This window comes from Streptomyces sp. NPDC006309 (assembly GCF_040613095.1).
Classification (GTDB): domain Bacteria; phylum Actinomycetota; class Actinomycetes; order Streptomycetales; family Streptomycetaceae; genus Streptomyces.
Window position 1 is genome coordinate 87,079 of the sequence record NZ_JBEXRO010000008.1, and the last position, 13,269, is coordinate 100,347.

Here is a 13,269-nt window from a genome sequence, read left to right on the forward strand (position 1 = left end):
GACTGCACGAAGGGGAAGCCATGACAGCGACGACCGACGGAAGCACCGGGGCGACCTTGCCGTCCCGCGCTGCCGCGGCCAGCGACACCACCTTCACCGTCCCCGAGACGGCCGGGGTACACGAAGCCGCCGCTCGCGCCGCGCGGCGCGCCACCGACTTCCTGCTGGCCCGGCAGGACGCCGAGGGCTGGTGGAAGGGCGACCTGGAGACCAACGTCACCATGGACGCGGAGGACCTCCTGCTGCGTCAGTTCCTGGACATCCTGGACGAGAACACCACGCAGGCCGCCGCCAGGTTCATCCGCGGCGAGCAGCGGGACGACGGCACCTGGGCCACCTTCTACGGCGGGCCCGGTGACCTGTCCGCCACCGTCGAGGCCTACGTCGCCCTCCGGCTGGCCGGTGACGCGCCCGACGCCCCCCACATGGCGAAGGCGTCGGCCTGGGTCCGCGAGCGCGGCGGCATCGCCGCCGCCCGCGTGTTCACCCGGATCTGGCTCGCCCTGTTCGGCTGGTGGAAATGGGAGGACCTGCCCGAACTCCCGCCGGAACTCATCTGGTTCCCCACCTGGATGCCGCTCAACATCTACGACTTCGGCTGCTGGGCCCGGCAGACCATCGTGCCGCTCACCATCGTCTCGGCCAAACGCCCGGTCCGCCCGGCGCCCTTCCCGCTGGACGAGCTGCACACCGACCCCGCCCGGCCCCGCCCGCCCAGGCCCCGCGCCCCGCTGGCCAGTTGGGACGGAGCCTTCCAGCGGCTGGACAAGGCGCTGCACCGGCTGCGCAAGGTCGCCCCGCGCCGGGTGCGCAAGGCGGCGATGGACTCGGCGGCCCGCTGGATCATCGAACGCCAGGAGAACGACGGCTGCTGGGGCGGCATCCAGCCCCCGGCCGTGTACTCCATCATCGCCCTGTACCTGCTCGGCTACGACCTCCAGCATCCCGTGATGCGTGAGGGCCTCGCCTCCCTGGACCGGTTCGCGGTCTGGCGCGAGGACGGCGCCCGGATGATCGAGGCCTGCCAGTCCCCGGTGTGGGACACCTGCCTGGCCACCATCGCCCTCGTCGACGCGGGCCTCCCGGTCGACCATCCGCAACTGGTCAAGGCGGCCGACTGGATGCTCGGCGAGGAGATCGTCCGGCCCGGCGACTGGGCCGTGAAGCGCCCTCATCTCCCGCCGGGCGGCTGGGCGTTCGAGTTCCACAACGACAACTACCCGGACATCGACGACACCGCCGAGGTCGTGCTCGCGCTGCGCCGGGTCCGCCACCACGACCCCGAGCGCGTGGACCGGGCCATCGGCCGGGCCGTCCGCTGGAACCTGGGCATGCAGTCGAAGAACGGCGCCTGGGGCGCGTTCGACGCCGACAACACCAGTCCGTTCCCCAACCGGCTGCCGTTCTGCGACTTCGGGGAGGTCATCGACCCGCCGTCCGCGGACGTCACCGCGCACGTCGTGGAGATGCTCGCCGCCGAGGGCCTGGCCCACGACCCGCGCACCCGGCGCGGCATCGCCTGGCTGCTCGCCGAACAGGAGCCCGACGGCTCCTGGTTCGGCCGCTGGGGCGTCAACTACCTCTACGGCACCGGGTCGGTGGTGCCCGCGCTCACCGCGGCCGGACTGCCCGGCTCGCACCCGGCCATCCGGCGGGCCGTGGTCTGGCTGGAGAGCGTCCAGAACGACGACGGCGGCTGGGGCGAGGACCTGCGCTCCTACAAGTACGTCAAGGAGTGGAGCGGCCGCGGCGCCTCCACCGCCTCCCAGACCGGGTGGGCGCTGATGGCCCTGCTCGCGGCGGGCGAACGGGACTCCAAGGCCGTGGAGCGCGGCATCCGGTGGCTGGCCACCACCCAGCGGGCGGACGGCACCTGGGACGAGCCGTACTTCACCGGCACCGGCTTCCCCTGGGACTTCTCCATCAACTACCACCTCTACCGGCAGGTGTTCCCGCTCACCGCGCTCGGCCGGTACCTGCACGGGGACCCCTTCGAGCGGCAGCCGCTCGCCCGGGCCGGGAAACCGCTCACCGAGGCCAAGGGGGCCTGACATGAGCACCCCGCCCGTCCCCGCCCCACTGCTGGTCGCCTGCGCGCTCGGCATCGAGCACCTCGCCCTGCGCACCGGCGACAGGAGCGGGGCGGACGGGCCGGTCACCTTCGTCCGTACGGGCATGGGCCCCCGTGCGGCGGAACGCTCCGTCACCCGCTACCTCGGTGACCCGGCCCTGGCCGGCGCGGCCGTCCTGGCCACCGGCTTCTGTGCCGGACTCGCCCCCGGCATGCACCCCGGCGACCTCGTCGTCGCCGAGGAGACCCGGGATCCGCGCGGAACCGTCCCGTGCGCGGGTACCGCAGCGCTGGTGGCGGAACTCGTGCGCCGGCTGCCCGGACGCACGGTGCACACCGGCCCGCTCACCGGCTCCGACCACGTGGTCCGGGGCCATGAGCGGTCCGATCTGCTCGCGACCGGAGCGATCGCCGTCGACATGGAGTCGGCGGCGACGCTCCTCGCGGCCGTCCGCGCGGGCCCGCGCCCGGCCGCGGCCGTCCGGGTGGTCGTGGACGCTCCCGAACACGAACTCGTCCGGATCGGCACCGTACGCGGTGGAATATCGGCTTTCCGTGTTCTCCGTTCCGTTCTTCCCGCTTTTTTCGAATGGCACCGTTCTTTGCCGCTCCCCCGGAGGTGAGCCAGATGGCCATGCCGTTGCGTCAGTCCATCAAGGTCGCTACATACCTGGTCGAACAGAAGCTGCGCAGGCGGGACAAGTTCCCGCTCATTGTCGAGCTCGAACCGCTCTTCGCCTGCAATCTCAAGTGCGAGGGCTGCGGCAAGATCCAGCATCCGGCCGGTGTGCTCAAGCAGCGCATGCCGGTCGCGCAGGCCGTGGGCGCGGTGCTGGAGTCCGGCGCGCCGATGGTCTCCATCGCCGGCGGCGAACCGCTGATGCATCCCCAGATCGACGAGATCGTGCGGCAGCTGGTGGCCAAGAGGAAGTACGTCTTCCTGTGCACCAACGCGATGCTGCTGCGCAAGAAGATCGAGAAGTTCACGCCGTCGCCCTACTTCGCCTTCGCGGTGCACATCGACGGGCTGCGCGAGCGGCACGACGAGTCCGTGGCGAAGGAGGGGGTGTTCGACGAGGCCGTGGAGGCCATCAAGGAGGCCAGACGGCGCGGCTTCCGGGTGACCACCAACTCCACCTTCTTCAACACCGACACCCCGCAGACGATCATCGAGGTGCTCAACTTCCTCAACGACGACCTCCAGGTCGACGAGATGATGATCTCGCCCGCGTACGCCTACGAGAAGGCGCCCGACCAGGAGCACTTCCTCGGCGTCGAGCAGACCCGCGAGCTGTTCAGGAAGGCCTTCGCGGGCGGCAACCGCCGCAAGTGGCGGCTGAACCACTCCCCGCTCTTCCTGGACTTCCTGGAGGGCAAGGTCGACTTCCCGTGCACCGCGTGGGCGATCCCCAACTACTCGCTCTTCGGCTGGCAGCGCCCCTGCTACCTGATGAGCGACGGGTACGTGCCGACGTACCGCGAGCTGATCGAGAAGACCGACTGGGACAAGTACGGCCGCGGCAAGGACCCGCGCTGCGCCAACTGCATGGCGCACTGCGGCTACGAGCCCACGGCCGTCCTCGCCACCATGGGCTCCCTGAAGGAGTCGCTGCGGGCGATGCGCGAGACCGTCTCCGGCAACCGGGACTGACGCGACGGCCGCCGCCCCCCGTACGGGCCGGCGGCGGCCGGGGCGGTGGGCGCGACGAGTGGGCCGAGGCAAGGCACGGACCGAGAGGGGGCCGAGCGTGACCATTCTGGAGAGCATCCGGGGACCACGCGACCTGAAGGCGCTGCCCGAGGCGAGACTCGGTGAACTGGCCGAGGAGATACGCGGGTTCCTGGTGCAGGCGGTGTCGCGGACCGGCGGCCACCTCGGGCCCAATCTGGGCGTGGTGGAACTGTCCGTCGCGCTCCACCGGGTCTTCGACTCACCGGTCGACCGCATCCTGTGGGACACCGGTCACCAGAGTTACGTCCACAAGCTGCTCACCGGGCGTCAGGACTTCTCGAAACTGCGCGGCAAGGGCGGCCTGTCCGGCTATCCCTCGCGTGCGGAGTCCGAGCACGACGTCATCGAGAACAGTCACGCCTCCACCGCGCTCGGCTGGGCCGACGGCCTCGCCAAGGCCCGCCAGGTGCGCGGGGAGAAGGGCCATGTGGTCGCGGTCGTCGGGGACGGCGCGCTGACCGGCGGCATGGCCTGGGAGGCGCTCAACAACATCGCCGCCGCCAGGGACCGGCCCCTGATCATCGTCGTCAACGACAACGAGCGGTCCTACGCCCCCACCATCGGCGGCCTCGCCGGCCACCTGGCCGCCCTGCGCACCACCGACGGCTACGAGAAGGTCCTCGCCTGGGGCAAGGACGTGCTCCGGCGCACCCCCGTCGTCGGCACCACGCTCTACGAGTCCCTGCACGGCGCGAAGAAGGGTTTCAAGGACGCCTTCGCCCCGCAGGGCATGTTCGAGGACCTGGGCCTGAAGTACGTCGGCCCGGTCGACGGCCACGACATCGGCGCCGTCGAGTCCGCGCTGCGCCGGGCGAAACGCTTCCACGGGCCCGTCCTGGTCCACTGCCTCACCGAGAAGGGCCGCGGCTACGCACCCGCCCTCGCCCACGAGGAGGACCACTTCCACACCGTCGGCGTGATGGACCCGCTGACGTGCGCACCGCTCGTGCCCTCCCGGGGACCGTCCTGGACCTCGGTGTTCGGCGACGAGATCGTGCGGATCGGGGAGGAGCGGGACGACGTCGTCGCGATCACGGCGGCCATGCTGCACCCGGTGGGCCTCGGCGGGTTCGCCGAACGCTTCCCGGACCGGGTGTGGGACGTGGGCATCGCCGAGCAGCACGCGGCCGTCTCCGCGGCCGGGCTGGCGACCGGCGGTCTGCACCCGGTGGTCGCCGTCTACGCCACCTTCCTCAACCGCGCCTTCGACCAGCTGCTGATGGACGTCGCCCTGCACCGCTGCGGGGTCACCTTCGTCCTGGACCGGGCCGGCGTCACCGGCGTGGACGGCGCCTCCCACAACGGGATGTGGGACATGTCCGTCCTCCAGGTCGTCCCGGGGCTGCGGATCGCCGCCCCGCGCGACACCGACCAGCTGCGCGCGCAGCTGCGCGAGGCGGTCGCCGTGGACGACGCCCCGACTCTGGTCCGCTTCCCGAAGGCGACCGCCGGTCCGCCCGTCCCCGCCCTCGGCCGGATCGGCGGCATGGACGTCCTGCACCGCGCCGCCCACCCCGACGTGCTCCTCGTCGCCGTCGGCGTGATGGCCCCGGTGTGCCTCCAGGCCGCCGAACTGCTCGAAGCCCGCGGCCTCGGCTGCACGGTGGTGGACCCGCGCTGGGTCAAGCCCGTCGACCCCGCCCTGCCCGGACTCGCGGCCGGCCACCGGACGGTGGCCGTGGTCGAGGACAACAGCCGCGCCGGGGGCGTCGGTTCGGCCGTGGCCCTGGCCCTCGGCGACGCCGACGTCGACGTGCCCGTACGACGGTTCGGCGTCCCCGAGCAGTTCCTCGCACACGCCCGACGCGACGAGGTGCTGGCCGACATCGGCCTCACGCCCGTCGAGATCGCCGGCCGGATCAGCGCCGGCCTGGCCGTCAAGGATGCAGACGGCACAGCCAAGGAGAGTGAATGACCACCGAGTTCGACCTCGGCGCCCTGCTCGCCCAGCGCGGAGCCGAACGCTACGAGCTGCACGCCAGGCACCTCAACCCGCAGCTCCCGCGCATGCTGCACACCATCGGCTTCGACAAGGTGTACGAGCGGGCGGAGGGCGCCCACTTCTACGACGCCGACGGCAACGACTACCTGGACATGCTCGCCGGGTTCGGGGTGATGGGGCTCGGCCGGCACCACCCGGTCGTCCGCAAGGCGCTGCACGACGTCCTGGACATGGACCTCGCCGACCTCACCCGCTTCGACTGCCAGCCGCTGCCCGGCCTGCTCGCCGAACGGCTGCTGGCCCACAGCCCGCACCTGGACCGGGTGTTCTTCGGCAACAGCGGCACCGAGGCGGTCGAGACCGCCCTGAAGTTCGCCCGGTACGCCACCGGCAGGCCCCGCATCCTCTACTGCGACCACGCCTTCCACGGCCTGACCACCGGCTCCCTGTCGGTCAACGGCGAGAGCGGCTTCCGGGACGGATTCGACCCCCTGCTGCCCGACACGGCCGTCCCCCTCGGTGATCTCGACGCGCTCGCCCGGGAGCTGGGCAAGGGCGACGTGGCCGCCCTGATCGTCGAGCCGATCCAGGGCAAGGGCGTGCACGAGACGCCGCCCGGCTATCTGCGCGCCGCGCAGGACCTGCTGCGCCGGCACCGGGCGCTGCTCATCGTCGACGAGGTGCAGACCGGGCTCGGCCGCACCGGCGACTTCTACGCCTACCAGCACGAGGACGGCGTCGAACCCGACCTGGTGTGCGTGGCCAAGGCGCTGTCCGGCGGCTATGTCCCGGTCGGGGCCACCCTCGGCAAGGAGTGGATCTTCAGGAAGGTCTACTCGTCCATGGACCGCGTCCTGGTGCACTCGGCGAGCTTCGGGTCCAACGCCCAGGCGATGGCGGCCGGCCTGGCCGTGCTGTCGGTGATGGAGAACGAACAGATCGTCGCCGGGGTGCGCAGGACGGGTGAGCTGCTGAAGTCCCGGCTGGCCGCGCTCATCGACAGGTACGAGCTGCTCGCCGACGTCCGCGGCCGGGGCCTGATGATCGGCATCGAGTTCGGCCGGCCGTCCTCGCTGGCGCTGCGCAGCCGCTGGACGGTGCTCCAGGCGGCACGCAAGGGACTGTTCGCCCAGATGGTCGTCGTCCCGCTGCTGCAACGGCACCGGATCCTCACCCAGGTGTCCGGCGACCACCTGGAAGTGATCAAGCTCATCCCGCCACTGATCATCGACGAGGAAGACGTGGACCGGTTCGTGGACGCCTTCACCGCGGTGATGGACGACGCGCACACCGGCAGCGGCCTGCTGTGGGACTTCGGCAAGACCCTGATCAAACAGGCGGTGGCAAACCGCTGACCACGGGTCTGCCGGGGCGGGCGCCTCTTCGAGCGCGTTCGCCTCCAGCCCCGACCGTCACCGGTTATGCAGCACCATTTGCCTCTGAGGCAAGAGAATTGCCGCTCGGGCAAAAATCGGGCTGAATGGAGGCATGAACGCCTCAGACGTCCCGCCGCCGACGGGGCCGGGTGAGGGTCTGCCCGCCGTCGCGCCCCAGCTGCGCGCCCTGCGCCGGCGTGCGGGGCTGACCCTGGAGGCCACGGCGCATGCCGCGGGGCTCTCGCCGGCCCACCTGTCCCGCCTGGAGACCGGGCACCGCCAGCCCTCGCTGCCGATGCTCCTCGCGCTCGCCCGTATCTACGGTACGACCGTCTCCGAACTGCTCGGTGAGACGGCCGCTGACCGGGACGCGATCGTACGGGCCGCCGACATGGAACCCACGCGTGCGGGCGGATGGACGTATGTGCAGGCCGGGGCGCCCGGCCGCGGTATGCAGGCCCTGCGGGTGCGCGTGCCCCACGGCTCGCAGGGCGACATCGTGCGCGTCCACCCCGGTGAGGAGTGGCTGTACGTCCTCAGGGGGCGGCTGCGGCTGCGGCTCGGGGACACCGCGCATCTGCTCGCCGCCGGCGACAGCGCGCACTTCGACTCCCTCACCCCGCACCGCCTCGCCGCCGAGGACCAGGACGGCGTCGAGCTGCTGTTCGTCCACACCCTGTTGCAGAGTCCCACGGCCACGCTGTGCCTGGGGCCGCTGACCGGAGAGCTGCCATGAGTGACTTCGAGACCAAGCTCCCCCGTTCCCTGTGGATCCGGCTCGTCATCTACATCGCCCTCGGGCATGTCCTGGCCGCGTTCCTGTACCTGCTGTTCACGGTGGGCGCCAAGTCGTGACCCGCCGGGCGCCCACGGCCGGGCCGGCGTCCCCGGTCAGTCCAGCAGGCGCTCGCGGAGCCGTTCGCGGGTCTCGGGGGCAAGGCCCAGGCCCTGGCGCAGGTAGGTGTCGACCTCACCCCAGGTCTCCTCGATGCTCTCGAAGGCCGCTTCCAGGTACTCGGCGCGGGCGTCGAAGAGCGGGTTGAGCAGTTCCATGACCTCGGGGGTGTACGCGGAGTCGGCGCTGCCGCTGCGGCGGACCTTGTAGCGGCGGTGCCTGGCGTTGGACTCCAGGTAGTCCGCGACGATGGCGTCCCGCTCCACCCCCAGGGCGAGAAGCGTCACCGCTATGGAGATGCCCGCGCGGTCCTTGCCGGCCGCACAGTGCATCAGCGCGGGCACGCTGTCGTCGGCGAGCGCGTGCAGCACCCGGGAGTGCTCGGCGGTGCGCTCCCGGACGATCTTCCGGTAGGAGGCGATCATCCGGGCCGCCCCCTTGCCGTCGTCGAGGATCGCACGCAGCTGGTCGAGGTCGCCCTCCCGGACCATCGTCCAGAACTCGGCGCCGTCCGCCGGGTCGCTCAGCGGCAGGTTCACGTTCCGCACGCCGGGCAGCTCGACATCGGGGCCCTCCAGCCGCTGGTCGGCCGAGTTGCGGAAGTCGAAGACCGTGTGCAGGCCCAGGGAGGCGAGGAACGCCGCGTCGTCCTCGGTCGCGTGCGCCAGATGCCCGCTGCGGAACAGCACGCCGTGGCGCACCCGCCGTCCGTCCGTGGTCGGCAGCCCGCCCACGTCACGGAAATTGCGCACTCCGGCCAGCTCCGGCTCGGTCGACGGCACCTGCTGCGTCACGGGGGCTCCTCCCGGTCGGCCCCGCCGGCGCGGCTCACCGGCGGGCACTTCGACGACCATACGACATCGATTTCCCCGGGCGACGAGTCGTCCACAGGCATTGTCACGCGGTCCGGCGCCCTGGATGATGTTGGTGTCTGAGCGTCGTTGTCGGTACCTGTGAGGTCTCGATGGCGGGCATCGCCGAAGACGGCCGTACGTGGTTCCTGTCCGGCCCCGGCAGTTGCGCCCTGCATCTCACCGGCGCCGGCGAACTCACCCGGTGGACCCCGCGGGAGCTGGCCGAGGCTCAAGGAGATCCGGCCGGTCGCGCAGCGCGGCGAGCTGTACCGGCTGCGGCCCCCGACGGGCGGCCTCGGGCGCGGTCCAGTACGTCCTGGGGGAGGAGGCGATGGTCCCTCGCCTGGCTCCAGGCGCAGCGCTAGGCGAACCGGCGCCGGCGGTCCGGCTGCGCGGACCCGACCCGGCGGCATCGTACGAATGCCGCGAAACGGGGACAATCCATCGCGGGGGCGGTGCTGCTGCACCACGGGTTGTGTACGGGACTCTAGGGAGACCTGGATGCGGCGGTTTTCCGGCTGCGTCACATCTGAGCCGCGTGCCCGTATTGGGAGTTTTCCTCCAACTCGGCGCGATTTGAGGTGGCGTGGGAAGTGTTCACGTGAGGAGCGTCATATCCGTGACCCTGCGTCGTACGTCATGTCCACGTAATACCGGTCACGGCAAGGGGATTTGGGGGACGGGAGAGGCGGAAACGCACGCAGGGTGACCATGAGTTCCCGTATCCGGTCACCCGAAACGCGAACAGCGGGAACCTGGTGCTTGTTTCCTCGCGTCCCCCTCGCTTACGTTCACCACCAATCCGGACGGAACGCCGAATCCTGCCGCCGCCCGGAACCCCACACACTTGACCCGCGTCCGGCAGGAGCGGGGGACCCACCAGGTAAAACCGCCTGTCCCGGTCTCCGCGACAGGCTTTGGGGTGCAGCCGTGCGGTGCACGGCCGGGCAGCTCCAGCCCGAACCCGACAGCTGACCTCGCAGGCGCCGGAGAGGAACCGCGCCATGTCCGCCAAGGGCAAGCACCGACGTCCCAAGCCCCAGCGTTTCTCCCGCTCCATCGCCGCCGCCGGAACCGGTGGCGCCGCGCTGGCACTCCCGCTGATCGGGGCCACCGGCGCGCACGCCGCGCAGACCGCCGCCCCCGTGCAGGCCGTGTCCGGCAAGACCGCGCAGTCCCTCCCGGACACGGCGGACAAGGCCGCCGCGCGGCCCGGCACGGATCTGCGCACCTACACGGTCCGCAGCGGCGACTACCTCTCGAAGATCGCCGACGAGCAGCGTGTCACCGGCGGCTGGCAGCGCCTCTACGACGACAACCGGCAGGCCGTCGGCGCCGATCCGTCGCTGATCCACCCGGGCCTGAAGCTCAGCCTCGGTGCGAAGGCCGCGCAGACCCGCACCGGGACCGCCGCCCCGCGGCACACCCCGGCGACCCCGGAGTCCACCCGGTCCGCCCGGACCCCGCAGTCCGCCCCGTCCTCCACGTCCACCGGTGTCTCCACGGGCTACACCCTCCCGGTGGCGGGCGCGGCCACCGGCACCGGCTATCACGTGCCGGGCGGCATGTGGTCCAGCGGCTACCACACCGGCGTCGACTTCGTCGTCCCGACCGGCACGTCCCTCAAGGCCGTCGCCGCGGGCACCGTCGTCTCCGCCGGCTGGGGCGGCGCGTACGGCAACCAGGTCGTCATCCGGCTGAACGACGGCTACTACGCCCAGTACGGCCACCTGTCCCAGCTCTCCGTCTCGGCCGGCCAGAGCGTCACCCCGGGCCAGCAGATAGGCCTGTCCGGCGCCACCGGCAACGTGACCGGCCCGCACCTGCACTTCGAGATCCGCACCACGCCGGACTACGGCTCCGACATCGACCCGGTCGGCTACCTCCGCCGGCACGGCCTCGCCGTGGGCTGACGCCCGGCCCCCGCACCGCCCGCCTGGCACGCCGTCGAAGGCCGGACCCCAACCCGGGGCCCGGCCTTCGGTGTTCCGGTTGCGCGGCGTTCAACGCGCCTGGCGACAGCCCTATTCCGGGGTTGGCGGATTCTTTAGGAGTGGCTCATCTCACCGTTAGTCAACCCCCGCCTACGGTCGCGTAGGTCACACCCGAAGGTGAATCATGATCCGACGTGGCAGACGATTCGAAGAATGACAACAGATCAGTGATCGGGTCGTACGTAGCGGTGGGGGACAGCTTCACCGAGGGCGTCGGCGACCCCGGCCCCGACGGGGCGTTCGTGGGCTGGGCCGACCGGTTCGCGGTCCTGCTCGCCGACCGGCGTCCCGAGGGCGACTTCCAGTACACCAATCTCGCCGTACGCGGCAAACTGCTGGACCAGGTCATGGCGGACCAGCTCCCCAGGGCCGTCGAACTGGCCCCGGACCTGGTCTCCTTCTGCGCGGGCGGCAACGACATCATCCGCCCGGGCACCGACCCCGACGAGGTGGCCGAGCGCTTCGAACGTGCCGTGGCCCGGCTCACCGAGACGGTCGGCACCGTGCTGGTGACGACCGGCTTCGACACCCGTGGCGTGCCCGTGCTCAAGCACCTGCGCGGCAAGATCGCCACGTACAACGGGCACGTCCGCGCCATCGCCGACCGGTACGGCTGCCCCGTGCTCGACCTGTGGTCCCTGAAGTCCGTGCAGGACCGCAGGGCCTGGGACCGCGACCGGCTGCACCTCTCGCCCGAGGGGCACACGCGCGTGGCCCTGCGGGCCGGGCAGGTCCTCGGCCTGGAGGTCCCGGCCGACCCGGAGCAGCCGTGGCCGCCGCTGCCGCCCCGGGGCACCCTGGAAATCCGCCGCGACGACGTGCACTGGGCCCGCGAGCACCTCGTCCCGTGGATCGGGCGCCGGCTGCGCGGGGAGTCCTCCGGCGACCACGTGACCGCCAAGGGCCTGCTGTCGCCGGACGACATCAGGATGCGGATCGCCACCGTGGCCTGACCTCATGGCCGGCCCACGCCCGGTACCGTCTGCCCCGCACACGCGGTGCGGGGCAGACGGTACCGGGCGTGGCGGCACGTTCGGCCTTGCCGCCCGCTGCTCACCGCCCACCGCCGCCCCGGGCACGAAGCCCGGCGCGTGCCCGGTGCGGGCTTGGGCGCATGCCGGTCCCGGGCTGCGGCGCGTGCCCGGTCCCGTGCTTCGGCGCCTGCGAGCTCCGGGGTTTGGGCGCCTGCCTGGTGCCGGTGCGGGCGCGTGCGCAGCCTGTCCGTCGGGGCGTGCCCGGTGCGGGTTTCGGTGCTTGCCCGGTCCTGCGCTTCGGTGCCTGTGCGCTCCCGGGTTTCGGCGCGTGCCCGGTGCTGCACTTCGACGCGTGCCCGGTCCGGGGCTTCGGTGCATGCCTGGTGCCGGTTCGGACGCGTGCGCAGCCTGTCCGTCGGGGCGTGCCCGGTGCGGGTTTCGGTGCTTGCCCGGTCCTGCACTTCGGTGCCTGTGCGCTCCCGGGTTTCGGCGCGTGCCCGGTGCGGGCTTGGGCGCGTGCCGGTCCAGCGCTTCGAAGCGCACTCAGCCTGCACTCCGGCGCGTGAGCGGTGCCGGTTTCGGTCCCTGCCCGGTCCCGCCCTTTCGGCGCATGCCGGTCGGCCCTTTCGGTGCCTGCGCGGTCTCGTTCCTCGGCGCGTGCCCGGTCCCGGTCCTGGGCCTCGGCGACTGCCCGGTGCGGGAATGTGCCGCCGGGGCGGTGTCGCCCGCTCCGGGCCCGGGTGGGCGCTCTCAGCGCTCGGGGCCGGCCAAGGTCTCGCGGTCCAGGCCGAGTTCCCGGGCGAGGGCGTCGTCCACCCACTCCTGGGCCCGGGCCCGTGGCACCCCGCCCGGGTAGGACGTCAGCTGTACGGCCAGACCGTCCAGCAGCGCGGTCAGCCGCAGCGCCGCGCCGGCCGGGTCCGCGCACACGAACTCACCGGCCGCCACGCCCTCGGCGATGACCTCCGCGATGGCCGCCTTCCACTGCCTGTCCAGCTCCCGGGTGACATCGCGGAGCGCGGGCTCGCGCAGGGCCACCGCCCAGCCCTCGATCCACAGCCGCCAGCCTTTGGCCTGCCCGGTCGGCGCGTACCAGCGCACCGCCGCCCGCAACCGGCGCAGCGCGGTCGTCCGGCGCCCCAGCAGCCCGCGCAGATGCGCGAGATCGTCCGCCGCCGCGTACGTGAAGGCGGCGGCGACCAGCTTCTCCTTCGTCGAGAAGTGGTACAGCACCAGCGCGTTGCTCACACCGAGGGTCGCGGCCACGTCGGCGATCCTGACCGCCGCCACGCCCCGCGCCTCGATCTGCTCGATGGCGGCCCGCAGCAGTTCCTCCTGCCGCTCCGCCACGCTCAACCGCACTCTCGCCACGCGGTCACCCTAGCCGTTGTCCCCGGGCGCCGAAGCCGTCCGGCGTCCGGTCCCGGCCCA

General features: G+C 72.0%; 11 protein-coding genes, 1 pseudogene and 1 riboswitch. Of the genes and pseudogenes, 10 read left to right on the plus strand and 2 right to left on the minus strand.

Annotated elements, in window-relative coordinates; all coding sequences use genetic code 11:
- Positions 1–20: 20 nt before the first annotated feature.
- From shc to ABZ117_RS13740, 7 genes are all read left to right on the plus strand, one after another.
- Positions 21–2,051 carry a squalene--hopene cyclase gene (gene shc, locus ABZ117_RS13710; protein WP_356820369.1) on the plus strand — a complete coding sequence of 677 codons (2,031 nt, stop codon included), beginning with the start codon at positions 21–23 and terminating at the stop codon, positions 2,049–2,051.
- Between the two features lies 1 nt (position 2,052).
- Entirely contained in the window at positions 2,053–2,694 is a 642-nt protein-coding gene (locus tag ABZ117_RS13715) for a 1-hydroxy-2-methyl-2-butenyl 4-diphosphate reductase (RefSeq protein WP_356820371.1), read from the plus strand.
- Positions 2,695–2,699: 5 nt separating this feature from the next.
- Complete coding sequence (hpnH, locus tag ABZ117_RS13720; RefSeq protein ID WP_356820372.1) at positions 2,700–3,722, plus strand: adenosyl-hopene transferase HpnH; 1,023 nt, start codon at positions 2,700–2,702, stop codon at positions 3,720–3,722.
- A gap of 97 nt (positions 3,723–3,819) precedes the next feature.
- Positions 3,820–5,718, plus strand: a complete 1,899-nt coding sequence (gene dxs / locus ABZ117_RS13725) for a 1-deoxy-D-xylulose-5-phosphate synthase (RefSeq protein WP_356820373.1) — start codon at positions 3,820–3,822, stop codon at positions 5,716–5,718.
- Positions 5,715–7,100, plus strand: a complete 1,386-nt coding sequence (locus ABZ117_RS13730) for an aspartate aminotransferase family protein (RefSeq protein WP_356820374.1) — start codon at positions 5,715–5,717, stop codon at positions 7,098–7,100. The genes dxs and ABZ117_RS13730 overlap by 4 nt, the downstream gene beginning before the upstream one ends.
- Before the next feature lie 133 nt (positions 7,101–7,233).
- Positions 7,234–7,857 (plus strand): XRE family transcriptional regulator, encoded by a 624-nt coding sequence (locus ABZ117_RS13735; RefSeq protein ID WP_356820376.1) that lies wholly within the window; start codon positions 7,234–7,236, stop codon positions 7,855–7,857.
- Positions 7,854–7,976: a DUF6126 family protein gene (locus ABZ117_RS13740; RefSeq protein ID WP_356820378.1), complete on the plus strand. Its 123-nt coding sequence runs from the start codon at positions 7,854–7,856 to the stop codon at positions 7,974–7,976. Before ABZ117_RS13735 ends, ABZ117_RS13740 begins: the two co-directional genes overlap by 4 nt.
- 36 nt (positions 7,977–8,012) lie before the next feature.
- Here the strand turns inward: ABZ117_RS13740 and ABZ117_RS13745 are convergent, their stop codons facing one another.
- Entirely contained in the window at positions 8,013–8,810 is a 798-nt protein-coding gene (locus ABZ117_RS13745; RefSeq protein WP_356820379.1) for a tyrosine-protein phosphatase, read from the minus strand.
- Positions 8,811–9,058: 248 nt separating this feature from the next.
- Here ABZ117_RS13745 and ABZ117_RS13750 point away from each other — a divergent pair.
- From ABZ117_RS13750 to ABZ117_RS13760, 3 genes and pseudogenes are all read left to right on the plus strand, one after another.
- A pseudogene (locus ABZ117_RS13750) lies at positions 9,059–9,361 on the plus strand (GH36 C-terminal domain-containing protein); the annotation flags it as partial.
- 349 nt (positions 9,362–9,710) lie between these two features.
- A riboswitch (cyclic di-AMP (ydaO/yuaA leader) is annotated at positions 9,711–9,869 on the plus strand.
- A gap of 5 nt (positions 9,870–9,874) precedes the next feature.
- Positions 9,875–10,783 carry a peptidoglycan DD-metalloendopeptidase family protein gene (locus ABZ117_RS13755; protein ID WP_356820381.1) on the plus strand — a complete coding sequence of 303 codons (909 nt, stop codon included), beginning with the start codon at positions 9,875–9,877 and terminating at the stop codon, positions 10,781–10,783.
- Positions 10,784–11,031: 248 nt separating this feature from the next.
- A complete protein-coding gene (locus ABZ117_RS13760; RefSeq protein WP_356820383.1) occupies positions 11,032–11,817 on the plus strand; it encodes an SGNH/GDSL hydrolase family protein in 786 nt (261 codons plus the stop codon).
- Positions 11,818–12,588: 771 nt separating this feature from the next.
- Here ABZ117_RS13760 and ABZ117_RS13765 read toward each other — a convergent pair.
- A complete protein-coding gene (locus ABZ117_RS13765; RefSeq protein WP_356820385.1) occupies positions 12,589–13,209 on the minus strand; it encodes a TetR/AcrR family transcriptional regulator in 621 nt (206 codons plus the stop codon).
- Positions 13,210–13,269 lie beyond the last annotated feature (60 nt).